This is a genomic window from Ruminococcus intestinalis (genome assembly GCF_014288065.1).
GTDB classification, from domain to species: Bacteria; Bacillota; Clostridia; order Oscillospirales; family Acutalibacteraceae; genus Ruminococcoides; species Ruminococcoides intestinale_A.
In genome coordinates, this window is record NZ_JACOPS010000001.1 from 554,060 (window position 1) to 573,621 (window position 19,562).

Below are 19,562 nucleotides of genomic sequence, written 5' to 3' on the forward strand. Positions count from 1 at the left end.
ATACAGCTTTAATTATTTACAATACTTTAAGAAGCTGTGCTTCGTTTTTGACGCTTCTTTGCATCTTGTTTTAAGTTGATTGAAACAGCCGCCTTGTCTTCATTTCTGAGAAGTTCGGGTTCGCTGCCCTCGGTTACAACCTTTTCTGTGATTGTTACCCTTTCAATAGTCGGATCGGACGGAATTTCAAACATAAGGTTTGTGAGTATTCCCTCCATAATTCCTCTTAGTCCTCTTGCACCTGTTCTCTGTTCCTGCGCTTTTTTGGCAACTGCCTTTAAAGCCTCATCTTCAAATACAAGTTCAACATTGTCAAGCTCAAAGAGTTTTTTATACTGCTGAACAATTGAATTTTTAGGAACTGTAAGGATTTGCACAAGAGCGTCGGTATCAAGACCGCTTAGAGCCGTAATAACGGGAAGTCTGCCGATAAGCTCCGGAATTATGCCGTACTTAACAAGATCGTGTGCAGTAACATCTTTCATCCAATAGGTTTCGTCAAGCTCTTTTTTATCCTGAATAAATGACTCGAAGCCGATTACAGAAGAGCCTTTGCGCTTTGTAACAATCTTTTCAAGACCGTCAAAAGCACCGCCGCAGATAAACAGAATATTCTTTGTGTTTATCTGTAAAAATTCCTGCTGCGGATGTTTTCTGCCGCCCTGCGGAGGCACATTGGAAACAGTACCCTCAATAATTTTGAGCAATGCCTGCTGAACACCCTCACCGCTTACATCACGGGTGATAGACGGATTTTCCGATTTACGGGCAATTTTGTCTATTTCATCAATGTAAATAATGCCTCGCTCTGCTTTTTCAATGTCGAAATCAGCAGCCTGAATAAGCTTTAATAAGATGTTCTCTACATCTTCGCCGACATAGCCAGCCTCCGTAAGTGTGGTGGCATCTGCAATGGCAAACGGAACATCAAGTGCTTTTGCAAGAGTTTGAGCAAGCAAAGTTTTACCTACGCCTGTCGGGCCGAGCAAAAGAACATTACTTTTTGAAAAATCAACATCGGTTTCGTTTGAAAACACTCTCTTGTAGTGGTTATAAACAGCAACACTGAGCGTAACTTTTGCGGCATCCTGACCGATTACATATTCATCAAGAATTTCCTTGATTTCCTTAGGCTTAAGGAGCTTTGGAATAGAAACGGTATCATCTTTTTTAGCAAGCTCTGCGTCAACCGCTGTGTTCTCGAGTTCTTCTGTCTGCTCAAGAATATTCATACATAAATCAACGCACTGGTCGCAAATATACACGCCGTTGCCTGCAATCAGACGGCCAACCAATTCCTGTGGCTTTCCGCAAAAAGAGCAGTATATTTCTTTTTCGTTGTTTTTGTTTGCCATTAAGATTTCCTCACCTTATCTTTTTTCAATAACCTTATCGATAAGACCGTATTCAAGAGCCTGCTGAGCAGTCATAAAGTTATCTCTGTTAGTATCTCTTGCGATTACATCAATCGGCTGTCCTGTATTATCAGCAAGAATCTGATTAAGACGCTGTTTCATATCAAGAATGTGTCTTGTATGAATTTCCATATCTGTAGCCTGACCTTGTGCACCGCCTGACGGTTGGTGAATCATAATGTCACTGTTTGGAAGAGCAAGACGCTTGCCCTTTGCGCCGGCTGCAAGGAGGAATGCACCCATACTTGCTGCCATACCCATACAAATAGTGGAAACATCACATTTGATGTAATTCATTGTATCAAATATTGCAAATCCATCTGTAACACTGCCGCCGGGGCTATTGATATAAAGGCAAATATCCTTTGTAGGATCCTGGCTCTCAAGGTAGAGTAGCTGTGCTACTACTACACTTGCACTTGCACTGTTCACTTCTTCTGTGAGCATAACGATTCTGTCATTAAGAAGTCTTGAATAGATGTCGTATGAGCGTTCGCCACGGCTTGTCTGTTCAAGGACATATGGTACTAATGCCATTTGATCAAAACCTTTCATTATAGTAAATAGTAATTAACAAAAACAGGTTAATTATTCAAATTATTTAATAACTACACTGTCCTTTACCATATTAAGAGCCTTTTCAGCCTTAACATCAAGTGTAAGTGTTTCGGCAGGAACTGCACCCTTAACTGTTTCAACATCTACCTTGTAAGCTTCTGCCATCTTGTTGTAAGCCTCGTCAAGGTCAGCGTCTGTTACTTCAATATTCTCTTTCTTAGCGATTGTTTCAAGAGCAAGTCTTAACTGAACTCTCTTCTTAGCCTCGTCGGCATACATCTTCTTTAAGCCGTCAAGGTCAATACCCATATACTGGAGGTATGTGTTCATATCAATACCCTGTGAACGAATTCTCATCTCGAAATCTCTAACCATTTCGTTTACCTGGTTGTCATACATAGCCTGTGGGATTTCGCCCTCAAGAAGTTCGATAAGTTTTTCGGCAATCTGATTGTCCTTATCCTTTTCAGCTTCATCCTCAAGACGGGCAGCGATTGTTTCTTTAAGCTCATCTCTGTATTCTGCTACAGTTTCTTTCTCTGAAACATCCTTTACAAACTCATCGTCAACTTCAGGGAGTTCCTTAGCCTTAATCTCGTGAAGCTTAATCTTGAACTCTGCGTCCTTACCTGCGAGCTCTTCAGCCTGATACTCTTCAGGGAACTTAACATTGATAGAGAACTCTTCATCAGTGCTGTGACCGATAATCTGCTCCTCAAAGCCCGGGATAAAGTTACCTGAACCGATTGTAAGGTTGTAGTTTTCAGCTTTACCGCCATCAAATGCAACGCCGTCAACAAAGCCTTCAAAATCGATAACTGCGATGTCGCCGTTAGCAACAGGTCTGTCCTCAACTGTTACCATTCTTGAGTTACGGTCACGAACCTTCTCGATTTCTTCGTCAATAAGCTCATCTGTAACTTCTGTTGACTTCTTTGTTACTTCAAAGCCAAGGTAGTTGTTGATTTCCATATCAGGCTCAACAACGATGTTTGCCTTGAAAGTAAAGCCGTTCTCAACCTCTGTAACTTCGATAGATTCAACAGCAACAATCTTTACGCCTGCCTCTTCTGCTGCGTTGTAAAGAGCCTCAGGATAGCAATCCTGCATAGCGTCATCATAGAATACTTCTTTGCCGTACATTTTCTCAATAATGTGGCGTGGAGCTTTGCCCTTTCTAAAACCGGGAATGTTAATTTTCTTAACTTCCTTCTTGTAAACTGTGTTAAGTGCTTTTTCAAAAGTTTCTCCGTCAACTGTAACAACTAACTCGTATGAATTAGCCTGCTCAAGTTTTTTGCTTTCTTTTAATGCCATTTTTTGAAATCCTCCAAATTTGATTTTTTATACAAATATAATCAGTATCAGTTCATTATAACACAAAAATTCAGTTTTGCCAATACTCAAAAGCAAATTTATGCTTATTATCGTACCAAAATCGGCATAAATGCGAGTCGGTCGCAAGAGATCAGCTTAAAATTTATACCTTTATAATCACCCTCAACGGCATAACGCATATTTGATTTGCCGTGAATGTGTCCGTAATAGCATCTTTTTATATTGTGTTTTAATAATACATTCATAATCTCGCTGCATTCGGTGCTGCAGTAGACAGGCGGATAGTGCAGAAAAACCACAGGCTCAAGCCCTGTTTTTTCCGCCTCTGAAATTGACATTTCAAGTCTGCCTACTTCACGGTTAAGTACCTTTACATCAGCGTCAGATTCATTTTCGAGAAACCATCCTCTTGTACCGCAAATTGCTTTATTGTCGCAAACATAAGTGTTGTTAAAAAGGATATTTATCGAATTAAGTTTGTTATTGTCGAGGAACTTTTCAATTTTACTTTTGGTTCCCCACCAATAATCGTGATTGCCCTTGAGAAAAATTTTCTTGCCGGGCAAATCATCAATATATTTAAAATCGGTATATGTTTGTTCAAGCTTCATTGCCCAGGAAATATCACCCGCAATCATAACCGTATCATCGTCGGTAACAAGTGTATTCCAATTTTTTGTAAGCCTTTCGACATAGTTGTCCCAGCCCGCAAAAATATCCATCGGCTTATCTTCGCCGAGTGACAAATGAAGGTCAGCTATCGCAAATAAACTCATTATTTGATGTTAAGTGCATCAAGAACATACTGAGGCATTGAATTTACCTCTGTAACATCTGAAAAACGAGCCTTTTTGTCCTTAAGTGCTGCAAGAGGTGCAGGCACAGGAGCATTTGAAACCTCGAATAGCTTTTCAACCATATCAAATTCATTCTCAGGGAGGTTTGTGCCATCAGAAACAGCCTCAAGAACAGCCTTAGAGAACTTGTATGGGCTTGCTGTCGATGCGATAACAGACGGAGTTGTGTCGCCTGTCTGCTCAACATACTGCTCATATACATTAACGGCAACCGCTGTGTGAGTATCGCAGAGGTAGTTATCTGTGTCGAACAGAGCCTTGATTGTAGCTTTTGTCTGCTCATCGTTGCAGAAACCGCCGAAGAATTTAGATGTGATTTCAGCCTTGATTTCGTCGGAAACCTCGTACTTGCCTACAGTCTTGAGAGCAGTCATAAGCTCTTTTGTAGTATCGGCATTGTTGCCCGAAAGCTTGTAAAGAAGTCTTTCAAGGTTGCTTGATACGAGAATGTCCATTGAAGGTGAAATTGTTGTATAGAAATGTCTGTTTTTGTCATAAACACCTGTCTTAATGAAGTCAGAAAGAACATTGTTTGAGTTTGACGCACAGATGAACTTGTTGATTGGAAGTCCCATAATGCTTGCGTAGTATGATGCAAGAATATTGCCGAAGTTACCTGTCGGAACTACAACATTAATCTTGTCGCCCATAGCGATTTTGCCTGCATTTACGAGGTCGCAGTAAGCAGAAATATAGTAAACAATCTGTGGAAGAAGTCTGCCCCAGTTAATTGAGTTTGCAGAGCTGAAAAGCATATTGTTAGCCTCGAGCTTTGCGGAAATTTCAGGAGTAGTAAAGATTTTCTTAACGCCTGTCTGTGCGTCGTCAAAGTTACCTTTAATAGCGCAAACTGTAACATTGTTGCCTTCCTGAGTGTTCATCTGGTGCTTCTGCATTGGACTTACACCGTCAACAGGATAGAAAACGATAATTTTTGTATGGTCAACATCTTTAAAGCCTTCAAGAGCAGCCTTACCTGTGTCGCCCGATGTGGCAACAAGAATTACTGCATCTTTGCCGTCGTATGTCTTTTTAAGTGATTTTGTAAGAAAATGAGGAAGAATCTGGAGTGCCATATCCTTAAAAGCACAAGTCGGACCGTGCCAAAGTTCAAGAATATTAAGTTCCCTGCCGTTGAGCTTTGCGTAAGCCAAGGGAGCAGGATTGTCACTGCCGAACTTCTCTTTTGTGTAGGCATTTTCAACACAATCGTTGATTTCTTCTTCTGTAAAATCAGAAAGAAAATCAGCGAAAACTTTTTTTGCTCTGCCCTTGTAATCAAGCTTTAAAAGCTCATTAAATGTTTCTGCGGAATATTTAGGAAATTCCTGTGGCACAAAAAGTCCGCCATCCTTAGAAATACCCTGGGCAATTGCCTGAGCGGCCGATACAACTTCGGCTGCATTTTGAGTACTGTTATACAACATATAAATCTTCCTTTCAGAGTTGCTTTACACAAAGTACATTTTACTACATAATTTATCAAATGTCAAAGTTTTCAAAGAAATTAACTGCATTTTCATAAAAAATTTTATCAATTATGGCTTCTTGATAGTTTTTTTGCAGAAAAAGATTATAAATTTCATATAGATTTCTGTTATTTCTGATGTTATACGGCAAGATTCCGCCGTCAAAATCACTTCCGAGGCATACATAATCTTCTCCGCCGAGCGACAAAAAATGCTCTGCGTGCTTTAGAATATCATCAATGCAGGCTTTTTCGGGTTCGTTATTGAGAAACGCATTATGAAAATTAAGTCCTATAATTCCGCCGTTTTTAAATATGATTTCTGCCTGTTCGTCTGTAAGATTTCTTTTGTGCGCAGTAACCGCTCTTGCGTTTGAATGGGTGGCTATAAACGGTTTTTCTGCGATTTCGCACACATCATAAAAAAGTTTATCGCTTGCGTGTGATACATCAATGACAATACCTTGATTTTCAAGTTCACATACCGCTTTTTTGCCAAACTCCGTTATGCCTGTCGGTTGCTCTGCCATTGCGCCGTCGCCGATACAGTTTGTATCGTTCCAAGTAAGGGTTGCTGTTTTTATGTTGCTGTCGGCAAGGTATTTTATATATGAAATATCATTGTCGATTATTTTGCAGTTTTCAAGTGTAAACATTGCAAGTTTGTTTTTTGTTGAATTATTAATTTTTTTATAAGAATCAACAAGATTTATATTGTTGATTTTACATTCTTTCGGAAGTGTAATTTTGGCTTTTTCAAACAGTGCTCTGCCCTGTTTTACGCTTAAATCATCGGGAATCCATACCGCAAAGCACTGCAAATATTTTTCAAAATCCACATCTGTCTGAACTTCATAGTCGGAACAGGAAAAGCCGTGGCTCATAGTCACGGCTTTGTAAAGTGTATCACAATGTAAATCAAATACTTTCATAAGAAGCTCCTTCAAAAGCATTTTCAATATAGTTGATGTCAATTACTTTGCCGCTTTCAGGCTCGGTAAATACTTCGCTGACATCAAAGCGGAAATAAGCGTCAAGCTGTTTTTCGGCAATATACATTGCGGCGGTTTTTCTTATTCTTGAGATTTTCCTGCGGTCAACAGCCTCGTACGGACGGGCAATAAAATTAGCCGCCCTTGTTTTTACTTCCGTAAATATAATATATTCGCCTTTTTGAGCAATTATATCAATCTCACCGCATTTTTGTCTGTAATTGCGTTCAAGAATTTTATAACCGTTTTTCTTTAGGTAACGCTCGGTAAATTTTTCGCCGATGTCGCCCTTTTGTTTTGTTGTAAATAACTTCATAATTATTTATACAGCTTTTTAAGAAAGCTTTTGCGGTGGTACGGGCACGGGCCGTATTTAAGAATAGCCTCTCTGTGTACCTTGGTTCCGTATCCTTTGTGTTTATCAAAACCGTACATGGGATATTCTTCGGCATACTTATATAAAAGTCTGTCCCTTGACACTTTTGCAAGGATAGATGCACAAGCAATCGACATAGATTTTGCGTCACCTTTTACAATGCACTCGGCGTCAATGTCAATCGGCGGAATTTTATTTCCGTCAATCATTGCGTAGTCTGCCTTTATGTCAAGACCGTCAATTGCTCTGCGCATCGCAAGCATTGTTGCATTCAGTATATTGATTTCTTCGATTTCGTCAACCGTAGCGTAAGCTATTGAGTATGACAGCGCCTGTTCTCTTATAACATTAAACAAGGACTCACGCTTTTTCTCGCTTAATTTTTTTGAGTCGTTTACACCGTCAATAATCACGCCCTCGGGCAATATAACGGCGGCGGCGCAGACGGGACCTGCGAGAGGGCCTCTGCCTGCCTCATCAACTCCGCAAACCGATTTATAACCTTTTGCAAGCGCCTCTTTTTCAAATTCAAGCCAATCCATTGTTTCACCTTTTATCTTTCGGGCATTTCAAGAGTGATTCTGCCGAGTTTTCCGCTTCTGAATTCATCAAGCAGCATAATTGCGGCTCTCTCTGTATTTATTTCTCCTCCTGAAATGAGCATACCTCTTTTTTTGCCGATTACATTAAGCAATTCGTATGAATCGATTGCGTCAAGGTCAATATCTTCAAGTTTAAATCTTGCAATAAAATCAGCGGGTTTCAAGCTGCGCAAAAAGTCAAGAAGTCGTACGGCGAGAAGCTCCGTATCGAGAATTTGGTCTTTTACAGCACCTGTAAAAGCAAGTCTTTCGCCGACAATCTTATCGTCAAATTTAGGCCAAAGCACACCCGGAGTATCGAGCATTTCTATATTTTTAGCGATTGAATACCACTGATTGCCTCTCGTAACACCCGGTCTGTCCTCTACTTTTGCTCTGTTTTGTTTTGCTACTCTGTTAATGAATGAAGATTTACCGACATTCGGGATACCAACAATCATAATTCTAAGCATCGGGTTTACCATACCCTTTGCCTTAAGTCTTTCTCTGCGCTCGGAAAGCACATTGTTTACAGCAGGAGCAAATTTATTAAGTCCCTTACCGCTTTTGCAGTCAACCGCAATCGCTGTAATTCCCTGTGATGCATAGTAATCTATCCATCTGCTTGTTGCGGTCTGATTAGCCATATCACATTTATTCAAAAGCACAACCTTTGGTTTGTTCTGAATAAGTTTTTGTAAATCCGGATTTTTACTGCTTAAGGGTATTCTTGCGTCAAGAATTTCTGCCACTGCGTCTACAAGTTTTAAACTTGCCTGAATCTGTCTTTTGGTTTTGGTCATATGACCCGGGAACCACTGTATATTTTGCATTTCGCTCATTTTATTTTATCAATCCTTATAGTTGTTTATAAATCAGTAAAGATATTTGAAATGGTCAAACGGATAAATCACAAATTGTGCCTTGCCGAGTATCATCGTTTTTGGAATAAGCTGAATACTGCCGCTTCTGCTGTCGAGTGATACGGAACGGTTATCACCCATTACGAACACATAGCCTTCGGGTATGGTGTCGGGAATATTCCAACCGACAGTCGGTCTTATTGTATCGGAGGCAACATATTCTTCGTCAAGTACAATTCCGTCAACTATAACTTTATTATTGTCATAGTCAATTTTTATTGTCTGTCCTTCGGTTGCGATAACTCGTTTTATAATGATTTTTCCGATTTGCTGGTCTGCGTCAACAGCCACAATATCTCCCACCTGCGGTGAGTAAAGAAAGTTTGTAAGTATTGCCCTGTCGCCGTCAAAAAGCGTGTCTTTCATAGATTCGCCGTCTATTGTGACATCTTTTATAAAAAATGTAAATACAACGCTTATAATTGCAAAAAGGAAAATAACCGTTTTGAAAATATCAAATATACAGTTAGGTAATTTTTCTTTGTTTATCTGTATTTTTGTTTTCGAGGTTTTGTTTTCAGATTTCATATATCCTCCAAAAAAATAAAAGCTTATTTCAATTATAAAACAGAAATAAGCTTTTATCAATAGGTCAAATAAAATTTTTAGTAAAGATATTTAAAGTCTGAAAACGGATAAACTACAAATTGAGCTTTTCCTATAACATTGTCTACGCTGATAAGACCGATTCTTGAGTCACGGCTGTCCATAGAAACTCCTCTGTTGTCGCCCATTACAAAAATCATACCGTCCGGAATAACCTCGGGGATTTCGTAATCTGCCTCAACATTACAGAATGTTGACACATCAAGATACGGTTCGTCAATTACAACACCGTCAACAAGGATTCTGTCATTTTCATAATCAAGTTTAAGAGTCTGACCTGCGGTAGCAATAACACGCTTTACAATCGGTTCGGCGTACTCCTTACCGTGAGAAATTACTATGATGTCATTCGGCTTTGGAGTGTAATTAAAGTTGGTTACAATCAATTTATCACCGTTTTGCAGGGTTTCTACCATTGATGTACCTTTTACATCAACCAACCTGAAAAAGAAGTTAAGACAGAAAATAACTATTACAAGCGCAAATACAATTGATTTTACCCAATCGTAAAAGTTTGATGCGCCGCCGTCTGCCTTTGCCGCAACAAATTTGTTGCTCTTCTGCTTGTCTTTTTCGGGATTGCTGAAAGCAATGTAATCTCCGTTGTCCTCGACCTCGATATTCTGATTCTGTGTTTCGGCTGTTGTGTTTTCTACAACATTGTTTTCTGTTTCGTTAGTATTTGTTTTATTTTCGCTCAATTTATCCACCTGCTAACAATAAGTAAAGTAAAAAAGGGACTGTAAAAGTCCCTTTCCTTACATTTGAAATTACTTACGGATCTGCTCTTTAACCTTAGCAGCCTTACCAACTCTGTCACGGAGATAGTAGAGCTTGCTTCTGCGAACTTTACCATAACGAATTACCTGCACGTCCTTAACGTTCGGTGAATGGAGCGGGAACACTCTCTCAACACCTACGCCGTAAGCAACGCGTCTTACAGTAAATGTTTCAGCAACGCCACTGCCCTTTTTAGCAATAACTGTGCCCTCAAACATCTGAATTCTTTCTCTTTCGCCCTCACGGATGTTTACAGAAACCTTAACTGTGTCACCGACATTAAACTTTGGTGTGGTTTCCTTAACTGAACCGGCAGCAATAGCTTTTAATGCGTCCATTATAATTCCTCCTGTTTTTTCTGACATTCGTACCTTTTTAGTGCAGAGGAATGTCTGCTTCAAAATAACGGTTTTACCGCCATCTGAACCTCGTCATAGGTATGACGGTTTCAAATGCTTATATATATTACCACAAAAGAAAATAAATTGCAAGACTTTTTTCCGTTTATCGCAAATTATTTTGTTATTTTATCGAGCTTTTCAAGATAATTTCTGAAATATTCGGGCAGCTGCGATGTAAATTCAAGGTATTCGCCGCTCCTTGGATGAACAAAGCCGATTTTTCTTGCGTGCAGGCACTGACCTGTAAAATCAACTTTTTCGTTTTTAACCCCGTAAACCAAATCTCCCGATACAGGGTGACCGATGTACGCCATATGCACTCTTATCTGATGTGTTCGTCCCGTTTCAAGAATACATTTTATATGAGTGTAGCCTTTGTATCTTGCAATCACACGGTAATGTGTGACAGCGTGTTTGCTGTTTTTTTCGGTAACGCACATTTTTTTACGGTCATACTGACTTCTTCCTATCGGAGCATTCACCGTGCCCTCATCGTCTTTTAAATTGCCGTAAACAATTGCCTCATATTCCCTTGTAAAAGAATGTTCCTTAATCTGCTCGGCGAGCGAAAAATGTGCAAAATCATTTTTCGCAACTATCAGAAGTCCGCTTGTATCTTTATCTATTCTGTGGACAATTCCGGGACGCATAACACCGTTTATGCCTGATAACGAATCTCCGCAATGATAAAGCAATGCGTTTACAAGTGTGCCGTCATAATTGCCTGCCGCCGGATGAACGACCATTCCTTTCGGCTTGTTTACAACAAGCAAATCGTTATCCTCGTAAATAATTTCCAAAGGAATGTTCTCGGGTTTTGCCTCATAAGGTACGGGATCGGGAATTTCGAGAGTAATTCTGTCGCCGCCTTTGAGCTTATAGTTTTTACCGACAGAATTTTCATTTACAAAAACTTTGCCCTGCTCAATAAGTTTGGCAGCCGCAGTTCTTGTGAGTGACGGTTCATTGTCGGCAATGTATTTGTCTATTCTTATGTTGCCGTTTTCGGCAACAAATTCAAGTTTTGTCATTTTTCAATTCCTTTTTACCGACTTCTGAAAAAAAGAGTACATAAACCATAAGCAAGACCGTACCGACCGTTATGCAGTAATCCGCAAAATTGCATACGGGCGGAAAGAATGAAAGACTGATGTAGTCAATAACATAGCCGTAAAAAATTCTGTCTATAAGATTGCCTATTCCGCCGCCGACAACAAGCGCAACAGAGGCATAAAAAAGTTTGCTCTTTGGTTTCTTTTTAAACATATAAATTAAGATTGCGGCAATAAGTGCAGTTGTAAGCACTACAAAAATCCATCTGTTGCCTGCAAAACTGCCGAAAGCCACACCGTTGTTTTCCACATAGGTAAAAGAAAGCAGATTGTCAATAACAGACACACTTCCTATTTCTTTGAGATTTGTGCTGACAAAGAACTTTATAATTTGGTCTGCTATTGCCAAAACTATTCCGACCGCAACGGCTATATAAGGCATAAAATTCCCCCATAAAGCTAAATCGGTGCAGCAATACTGTTACACCGATTTAGTATTAAATTTAATTGATTATTTTAAAATGTTGCAGCAACGCTTGCAAAGATGCGGATGTTCGCTGTCTGTACCTACAGTTTCGCTGATAATCCAACAACGCTCGCACTTTTCACCTATTGCTTTATCAACGGCAATCTCAAGCTCGCCGTTATTTTCTGCGATTTCTACGGCAGATACGATGAATGCAGCCGCAAGTTCGGGTTCTGCTTTCTTAAGGAATTCAAGCTTTTCGCCGCTTGCCTTAAGAGTAACCTTAGCCTCAAGTGAGCTCTTGATAGTTTTATCTTTAATAAGACCTTCAAGTGACTTCTTTACATCGTCACGAAGCTGATGTATTTCGTCCCAGAATGACATAAAGTCGGCATCAGTTTCGATTTCAACCTGATTTGGCATCTCATTGAAAATAACATTTTCGGCATTCTCATTTGATGAATGAGGCATATATTTCCAAATTTCATCAGATGTATATGCAAGAATCGGGCTGATCATTCTTGTCATAGCGTTAAGAATGATATAGATTGCAGTCTGTGCAGCCTTTCTTGACTTGCTGTCGCTTTTTTCTGTATATAATCTGTCCTTGAGTACATCAAGATAGAAGTTAGACATATCAATTACGCAGAAGTTTCTGATTGAATGATATACCTGGTGGAATTCGTAGTTATCATAAGCCTGCTTAACCTTTGCAATAAGCTCGTTAAGTTTTACGATTGCCCACTTATCCATAGGCATAAGCTCATTTACAGGAACAGAATCTGTATCAGGGTTAAAGTCATAAACATTACCGAGAATATAACGGGCAGTGTTTCTGATTTTTCTGTATGACTCTGAAATCTGCTTTAAAATTTCGTTAGAAATATGAACATCTGACTGATAGTCGGTTGATGAAACCCAAAGTCTTAATACATCAGCACCGTATTTTTCGGTAACATCCTGTGGACTGATACCGTTGCCGAGTGACTTACTCATCTTTCTCTTCTCTTCGTCAAGAATCATACCGTGAGTAAGAACTGCCTTATACGGAGCTACACCCTCAGTTGCAACAGATGTAAGGAGTGATGATTGGAACCAACCTCTGTACTGGTCGTTACCCTCAAGATAAAGGTCGGCAGGGAACTTAAGGTTATCACGCTTGCTTATAACGGCAGCGTGTGATGAACCGCTGTCAAACCAAACATCCATAATATCCTTTTCTTTTTCAAACTCTGTGCAGCCGCACTTTTTACACTTTGTGCCCTCAGGTAAAATTTCTGCAGCTGTATGGCTGTACCATGCGTTTGAGCCCTCTTTTTCAAACAAATCGGCAACAGCTGACATTGCTTCATTGTCGATATGAGCCTCGCCGCATTCTTTACAGAAGAAAATCGGAATAGGTACGCCCCATTTTCTCTGACGGGAAATACACCAGTCTTTTCTTTCCTTAACCATATTTGTAATTCTGTCATGACCCCAAGCAGGAATCCACTTAACGCTGTCGATTGCCTCGCAAGCTTTATCCTTGAAGTCCTCAACAGAACAGAACCACTGGTCAGTAGCTCTGAAAAGGATAGGAGTTTTACATCTCCAACAGTGCGGATACTGGTGAATAATCTTCTTTAATGCAAAGAGGTAACCGTTTTCATCAAGATAAACGGCAATCTTTTTGTTTGCCTCATCAGTTGTAAGACCCGCAAACTGACCTGCCTCTTCGGTAAGTACGCCGTTTGAGTCAACAGGGCAGATAGTAGGAATTTCAGGATAATTCTGGCAAACATTAAAGTCGTCAACACCGTGACCGGGAGCTGTGTGAACGCAGCCTGTACCGCTTTCAAGTGTTACATGATCACCGACAATAACAAGTGACTCTCTGTCAAGGAATGGGTGTGCTGTCTTGATATACTCAAGGTCGCTGCCCTTAACTGTGGCAACTACTTCGTAATCTGTAATTTCGGCAGCCTCAAAAGCTGATTTATAAAGCTCTGTAGCCATAACGAGGTATTCGTCACCTGTTTTGATGATTGAATACTCATATCTCGGGCCAACGCAGATAGCTACATTTGCAGGCAATGTCCAAGTTGTTGTTGTCCAAATTACGAACTTAACTTTTGACGGGTCAAGACCGAGATTTGAGAACACACCCTTGTCATCTGTTACTGTAAATTTTACATAAATTGAATGGCACGGATCTTCCGCATACTCAATTTCAGCCTCGGCAAGAGCTGTTTTACATTCAGGACACCAATAAACAGGCTTTAATCCCTTGTAAATATAACCCTTTGTAGCCATTTTTGCAAACACTCTGATCTGCTCTGCCTCAAATTCGTGCTTAAGTGTGATATAAGGGTTGTCCCACTCACCGATTACACCGAGTCTTTTGAACTGTGTACGCTGATCGTTAATGTATCCTGTAACAAATTCTTCGCACATTTTACGGAGCTCAACGATAGAAATTTCCGCAGAGTTACCGATACCTGCTTTTTTTCTTGCTTTAAGCTCTGTCGGAAGACCGTGAGTATCCCAACCCGGAACATAAGGAGCTTTAAAGCCAGCCATATTTTTATAGCGAACGATAAAGTCCTTTAAGATTTTGTTTAATGCGTGGCCAAGGTGAATATCGCCGTTTGCATATGGAGGACCGTCGTGGAGTACAAATAACGGTTTGCCCTCGTTTACCTCCATAAGCTTTTCATATACCTTATTATCTTCCCATGCCTTAAGAGTTACAGGCTCGCTCTTAGGAAGACCAGCTCTCATAGGAAAGTCGGTTTTTGGAAGATTAAGTGTAGAATTATAATCCTGAGACATTGGTTACACTCTCCATAATTTAAATTTCGATTTCCGATTAATTTCCGATTATAAAATTATTCGGCAGAAACATCATAGTTGTCGCCAAACTTTAAGTGACCGAACTTTGGTGCTTTTTTTTCTGTATTTTTTTCGTTTGCAGCAGCGTTTGTCGAAGAAAGAATTTCGTCTACAGTTTTGTCAGAAACGGCAGCGGTTTCGGCATCAGCCTTTTTTTCTTCAACTGCAGCCGGCTTGGCAGGCTGTACTGTTTCCTGTGGCTTTTCCTCTATAACAGGTGCTGTCGGATACTTTTCGTTGAGTTCCTGCTTAGCTGCCTCTAATTCGGCAGTTGTAGGAAGGTCGTTAATCATCTGAATGTGCTTTTTGTAAAGCTCAATAAGCTCACCCTTAAGTTTTACAGCGTCTGACTGAAGAAGAAGGTAGTTTTCCTTCTCTGTTGCAGTCATTCTGTTTGTATCAACCAAAAGCTGCTGTGCCTTTGTTTCAGCCTCTCTTACAATCTTAGATGCCTTTTCTTTAGCCTCTCTGATACAAGCGTCAGATACTTTCTGTGATGCGAGAAGAGCGTTTCTGACTGTTTCTTCATCTGCACGATACTGTTCTACTCTTGTTGCGAGAACATCAATTTTATGTACAAGGTTAGTTTTCTCTTTCTTTAACTGTTCAAAAGCTACAATGACTTCATCAATAAATGCATCAACATCTTCTGCCATATAGCCCTGGCGGCCGGCTTTTCTGAAACTAACATTCTTAATTTCATCAATAGTAATCATTTAAAGCACTCCTATCTGAAATGTATTACTGAAATTTTATGGCGCCCTTTTTTGGTTACACCCAAAATTTTATCTAACTTAAATTTCCCTTTACCCCGTATTGTAAAGGTATCTCCCTCTTTAACCGTACAGCTTACATTTTGAGTTACCGCAAAGTTAAGAGTTGTTTCTCCCGATAAAATCAGTTTTGCCGTTTTATCCCTCGAAAGTCCGCTTACTGCGGCGACAATGTTGTCGTATCGGAGAGATGAAACCGTAAGACTCATTTCCTCTGTGCCTCTTCCTTGCGGAAGAGAATTAAGATTTGGTTGGACAATTTTTACTCCTGCTCCGCCTACTTTAAAAATCTGCGATTCAATGTAATCTTTAAGCTCGCTTTTTACAAATACAACGGTTCTTCCGTTATCTACCAGAATATCTCCTACCGTGTCACGCTCAATGCCGAGTGACATAAGCGTGCCGAGAAAATCTCTGTGTGTAAGTTTATCGCAAGGTCGGTATTTGAATTCTATTGCAGAAACAGGAAAGGCTAACCGCTCGGGTTCATCGTAAAACACCCCGAGCACCTTTCTTTCACTGCTCTCACTGCCGCCGAAGAATACATAATTTTCAAAGTATATACTCTGCAATACCTTTTGTGCAAGTGCCTGCTGACTCTCGGTTAAAAACTGTGAGAAAACAGGTTTTTGACGGGTAAAGCAAAGCGAAGTCATATCCTCGATTTTGGAGCAGAAAAGCTCATCGTTATCAGAAGTAAACACCGCTGTTTTCTAATTCGTCAAGTAAATCGTCGCCGGTAAGGTCTACATTATTAGGAATGATAATGTATGTATTTGAAGCAACCTTCTTAATCTTACCGTCGTTTGCATAAGCAACACCGCTTAAGAAGTCAAGAATTCTTCTTGCCATATCCTTGTTGGTGTCCTCAAGGTTAAGCACAACTGTGTGTGATTTGATAAGGTCGTCAGCGATTGTGCGTGTTTCCTCGCCAAATCTTTCAGGCTTATAAATACCGACCTGAATCTTAGCCTTAGCGTTAATATTAACAACTTTATTTTTTGAAGTAGGAGCTGCTGCTCTCTCTCTTACAGGCTGCTGTTCCTCAACCTCTTCTTCCTCGTTTTCGTCGGCATAACCGTACTCGTCATACTCCTGCTGATACTCGTCATCCGGAGCATCCCACATACGCTTGAATTTATCCACAAAACCTGCCATTATATTATTTCCTCCTTGAATTATTTACTGTAATCTCTGGCACCGAAAAGTGACGAACCTACTCTTACCATAGTCGCACCTTCGAGTATTGCCTCATAATAATCAGCAGACATACCCATTGACAGTATAGTCATACTTATATTATCTAATTTTTTTGACGATATGTCAATAAAGATATTACGCATATTATCAAAATATTTTGAAATTTTATGTGTATTATCACAAATTGGCGGTATAGACATAAGTCCTTTGACCGAAATTCCCTCCAAATCAGCTATCTGACACAACAATTCATCAAGCTGTTCGGGAACAACACCCGATTTATTTTCTTCTCTGCCTATATTTACTTCAACAAGAACGTCTGTTTTTTTGCCGATTTTTAAAGACTGTTTGGAAATTTCCGACGCAAGCTTTAAAGAATCAACAGACTGTATCAAATCTACTTTGTCAACAATCTGACGCACCTTGTTTGTCTGTAAATGACCTATAAACTGCAAGGATGCGTGTGCAAGGTCATACTTTTCGTATTTTGAAAGCAATTCCTGAACCTTGTTTTCACCGATGTGGTCAAGTCCCAAAGAGATTGCGTAATTGATTACATCGGCGTCAACTGTTTTTGTTGCCGCAAGAAAAGTAATGTCTTCTCTTTTTCTGCCCGATTTTTCAGCTGCCTCGGCAATTCTTTCGTTAATAAGTTTGTAGTTGTATTCTACATCACTTAATGACCTTTCCGTCATACAAATCGTCCCCTTCCGTTATAATCTGATCATACAGCGAAATGGTTTCGCCGCTGAACAATGTACCGTCTGTAGGTGACGAATCGCATAAAACGTAATCGTTACCCGCATAAACGATAGAAATTTCTTTAAATTGCACTTCACTGCCGTAAAGAACATAAACACCCTGAACCTTTTTGCTTTCCTTATGTTCATTGCCTTTATCGTCGTATGTGGTCTTTTCTACATAGTCATCGTGAATTGCTTTCTTGCTGACACGAAGTCCTGAGTAGCTTCCCATACCGATTTCCACAGGCTCCTGACGGATTTCGGAAAGTGTAGTGTCCATATATGTACACTGTAAAATCACAAGTGCTTTATCTGAGTTATTGTACTGAACAATTTTATAAATCGAGGCAGGTACCGTATTTGATGATGCGTCGGAAAAATCCACCGTAACATCGTCGCCCCACAATGTAAGGTCTGTTGCCTCGTCAGCGGTAATTTCGCAGGCAATGTACCAGTTAAGACTGCTGATAACCTTGCCGATTGTATTGTCAGGCACACTTGATTTTTTCATATTTTTAAGATTGTCAAGTGTGAGATTACCGATTTTAGAATAATCAAAGCAGTTTTCATAGCCGTCGCAGTTAGCAACAAAATAACCCGCTTTCGGAGCTTTAATGTCCGCAATGCTGTCACCCGATGATTTTTTGAGTTCATTTATTTGTGACTGCAAAGATGCAATTTCGGGTTTAAAACTTGAGGTCTTTCCTGTAAATGACTGGTAGTGATTTACAGAATTGATTATTGAATTGATATTTGAATCAAGTTTGCCGATGTTTGCATTATTTATGTTATACAAAAATGTTTCGATATTTGTTGTGATGTCATTGTTTACGGTTTCAATTCCCTCTGTATTTGAGCGCCTTGTCTGCTCAAGTTTTGTAAGCGCCTTCATACTGTCTTCGAGAGATGCGGCTTTTGTGCGGGCAACTGCGTCTTCTTCCGAAGAAAAAACGCTTGCTACACTGCCGCCCTTTTTAACCTCGTCGCCGTCGTCTACATTGTAAGAAACAACTCCGCCCGAAGTGTTTTTGACGTAGGTTTCATCACGAATAATGTAACCGTTTGAATAAATTTTGTCTGTTACCGTTACCTGCTCTGCGTTTTCGGTAGGAATTACATTGAAATTAGCACTCAGTAAGAGGTAAACAACATAAATAATTGCAAGTGCGGTAAGACCTGCAACCAAAATTCTTCTGAACAACAGCTTGTCCATATATCACAGTCCTTTGTCAATTATTGTTTCGGCATATTTTAAAATATCTTCAAATCCGTTGAATTTATCAACCAATATCCAATTTATATCTTTATCACGATTAAACCAAGTAAGTTGGCGCTTGGCATATCGTCTTGTTTCTCTTTTTAAAATTTCCGTACATTCGTCAAGCGAGCGTTCACCCGAAAAATACGGAATAAGCTCTTTGTATCCTATCGCCATTTTTGAAGTGGAGCTTAAATCGTTTGAGAGCACCTGCTTTGCTTCGTCGACAAGACCTTTTTCAAGCATTATGTCAACTCTTAGATTGATTCTGTCGTAAAGTTTTTGCCTGTCCTCAAATTTAAGTCCGATTTTTATCGGATTGTACGGTGAGCCTTTCAGTTTTGAATTTCTGTTGTGCTCGCTGATTGTTATGCCGGAGGTTTTATAGAACTCAATCGCTCTTATAATTCGCTTTACATTGCGCTGTTCTTTGAGATTTTCTGCTGATTCACTGTCAAATTCAGCAAGCATATCAAGCAGATAATCAACTCCGTTTTGCTCGTAAAGAGCTAAAAGCTCGTTAGAAATCTCTTCGTTTCTTTCCTGTTTTTCAAAAGAAATACCGTTTAAAAGCGAGTCAACATAAAGTCCCGTTCCGCCTGCTATAATCGGCATTTTCCCCCGTGACACAATATCTTCTATACAAGAAGCTGCGTCACTTACAAAATCGGCAACGGAATAAGTCTTGTCGCTTGGAAGAAAGTCTGTTAACCAATGCGGTATGCCCTGTTTTTCCTGTTCATCGGGCTTAGCGGTAGCTATGTTCATTCCTTTGTATATCTGCATTGAATCGGCGGAAATAATCTCTCCGTTATATTTCTTTGCAAGCTCAACCGCAAGCGCCGTTTTGCCTGATGCCGTAGGGCCTACAACAGAAATAAGTTTGATAGGATAATTCAAAAAA

Annotated in this window: 21 protein-coding genes; all 21 read right to left on the reverse strand. The window is 39.9% G+C overall.

The window, feature by feature from the left end; genetic code table 11:
• Positions 1–26: 26 nt before the first annotated feature.
• A complete protein-coding gene (clpX, locus tag H8R91_RS02800) occupies positions 27–1,355 on the reverse strand; it encodes an ATP-dependent Clp protease ATP-binding subunit ClpX (protein WP_186934778.1) in 1,329 nt (442 codons plus the stop codon).
• Between the two features lie 15 nt (positions 1,356–1,370).
• A complete protein-coding gene (gene clpP, locus H8R91_RS02805; protein ID WP_022234936.1) occupies positions 1,371–1,952 on the reverse strand; it encodes an ATP-dependent Clp endopeptidase proteolytic subunit ClpP in 582 nt (193 codons plus the stop codon).
• Positions 1,953–2,012: 60 nt separating this feature from the next.
• Positions 2,013–3,290, reverse strand: a complete 1,278-nt coding sequence (gene tig, locus H8R91_RS02810) for a trigger factor (RefSeq protein WP_186934779.1) — start codon at positions 3,288–3,290, stop codon at positions 2,013–2,015.
• A gap of 107 nt (positions 3,291–3,397) precedes the next feature.
• Complete coding sequence (locus H8R91_RS02815; protein WP_186934780.1) at positions 3,398–4,087, reverse strand: metallophosphoesterase; 690 nt, start codon at positions 4,085–4,087, stop codon at positions 3,398–3,400.
• Positions 4,087–5,595: a threonine synthase gene (thrC, locus tag H8R91_RS02820; protein ID WP_186934781.1), complete on the reverse strand. Its 1,509-nt coding sequence runs from the start codon at positions 5,593–5,595 to the stop codon at positions 4,087–4,089. The genes H8R91_RS02815 and thrC overlap by 1 nt, the downstream gene beginning before the upstream one ends.
• Before the next feature lie 55 nt (positions 5,596–5,650).
• Positions 5,651–6,568 carry a dipeptidase gene (locus tag H8R91_RS02825; RefSeq protein WP_186934782.1) on the reverse strand — a complete coding sequence of 306 codons (918 nt, stop codon included), beginning with the start codon at positions 6,566–6,568 and terminating at the stop codon, positions 5,651–5,653.
• Entirely contained in the window at positions 6,555–6,944 is a 390-nt protein-coding gene (locus H8R91_RS02830; RefSeq protein WP_022234931.1) for a YraN family protein, read from the reverse strand. Before H8R91_RS02830 ends, H8R91_RS02825 begins: the two co-directional genes overlap by 14 nt.
• Before the next feature lie 2 nt (positions 6,945–6,946).
• The gene (gene rnhB / locus H8R91_RS02835; protein WP_186934783.1) at positions 6,947–7,546 is read right to left on the reverse strand and encodes a ribonuclease HII; all 600 of its coding nucleotides are present in this window, start codon (positions 7,544–7,546) and stop codon (positions 6,947–6,949) included.
• 11 nt (positions 7,547–7,557) lie between these two features.
• Positions 7,558–8,427, reverse strand: coding sequence for a ribosome biogenesis GTPase YlqF (gene ylqF, locus H8R91_RS02840; RefSeq protein WP_186934784.1), 870 nt, complete (start codon positions 8,425–8,427; stop codon positions 7,558–7,560).
• Between the two features lie 33 nt (positions 8,428–8,460).
• A complete protein-coding gene (gene lepB / locus H8R91_RS02845; protein WP_186934785.1) occupies positions 8,461–9,036 on the reverse strand; it encodes a signal peptidase I in 576 nt (191 codons plus the stop codon).
• A 77-nt stretch (positions 9,037–9,113) separates the two neighbouring features.
• Positions 9,114–9,815 (reverse strand): signal peptidase I, encoded by a 702-nt coding sequence (gene lepB / locus H8R91_RS02850; protein ID WP_186934786.1) that lies wholly within the window; start codon positions 9,813–9,815, stop codon positions 9,114–9,116.
• 69 nt (positions 9,816–9,884) lie between these two features.
• Positions 9,885–10,232: a 50S ribosomal protein L19 gene (gene rplS / locus H8R91_RS02855; protein WP_022234926.1), complete on the reverse strand. Its 348-nt coding sequence runs from the start codon at positions 10,230–10,232 to the stop codon at positions 9,885–9,887.
• A 176-nt stretch (positions 10,233–10,408) separates the two neighbouring features.
• A complete protein-coding gene (locus H8R91_RS02860; protein WP_186934787.1) occupies positions 10,409–11,326 on the reverse strand; it encodes an RluA family pseudouridine synthase in 918 nt (305 codons plus the stop codon).
• The gene (gene lspA / locus H8R91_RS02865; RefSeq protein WP_186934788.1) at positions 11,313–11,789 is read right to left on the reverse strand and encodes a signal peptidase II; all 477 of its coding nucleotides are present in this window, start codon (positions 11,787–11,789) and stop codon (positions 11,313–11,315) included. The genes H8R91_RS02860 and lspA overlap by 14 nt, the downstream gene beginning before the upstream one ends.
• 69 nt (positions 11,790–11,858) lie before the next feature.
• A complete protein-coding gene (ileS, locus tag H8R91_RS02870; RefSeq protein WP_186934789.1) occupies positions 11,859–14,624 on the reverse strand; it encodes an isoleucine--tRNA ligase in 2,766 nt (921 codons plus the stop codon).
• A gap of 56 nt (positions 14,625–14,680) precedes the next feature.
• Positions 14,681–15,400: a DivIVA domain-containing protein gene (locus tag H8R91_RS02875; protein WP_186934790.1), complete on the reverse strand. Its 720-nt coding sequence runs from the start codon at positions 15,398–15,400 to the stop codon at positions 14,681–14,683.
• An 11-nt stretch (positions 15,401–15,411) separates the two neighbouring features.
• On the reverse strand, positions 15,412–16,161 hold the full coding sequence (locus H8R91_RS02880; protein ID WP_186934791.1) for a YlmH family RNA-binding protein: 750 nt from the start codon (positions 16,159–16,161) through the stop codon (positions 15,412–15,414).
• Positions 16,148–16,615: a cell division protein SepF gene (locus H8R91_RS02885; RefSeq protein WP_022234920.1), complete on the reverse strand. Its 468-nt coding sequence runs from the start codon at positions 16,613–16,615 to the stop codon at positions 16,148–16,150. The genes H8R91_RS02880 and H8R91_RS02885 overlap by 14 nt, the downstream gene beginning before the upstream one ends.
• 20 nt (positions 16,616–16,635) lie before the next feature.
• Entirely contained in the window at positions 16,636–17,352 is a 717-nt protein-coding gene (locus H8R91_RS02890) for a YggS family pyridoxal phosphate-dependent enzyme (RefSeq protein WP_186934792.1), read from the reverse strand.
• The gene (locus H8R91_RS02895) at positions 17,330–18,613 is read right to left on the reverse strand and encodes a biotin/lipoyl attachment domain-containing protein (protein ID WP_186934793.1); all 1,284 of its coding nucleotides are present in this window, start codon (positions 18,611–18,613) and stop codon (positions 17,330–17,332) included. Before H8R91_RS02895 ends, H8R91_RS02890 begins: the two co-directional genes overlap by 23 nt.
• A 3-nt stretch (positions 18,614–18,616) precedes the next feature.
• Positions 18,617–19,558 (reverse strand): tRNA (adenosine(37)-N6)-dimethylallyltransferase MiaA, encoded by a 942-nt coding sequence (miaA, locus tag H8R91_RS02900; RefSeq protein ID WP_186934794.1) that lies wholly within the window; start codon positions 19,556–19,558, stop codon positions 18,617–18,619.
• Between the last annotated feature and the right edge of the window lie 4 nt (positions 19,559–19,562).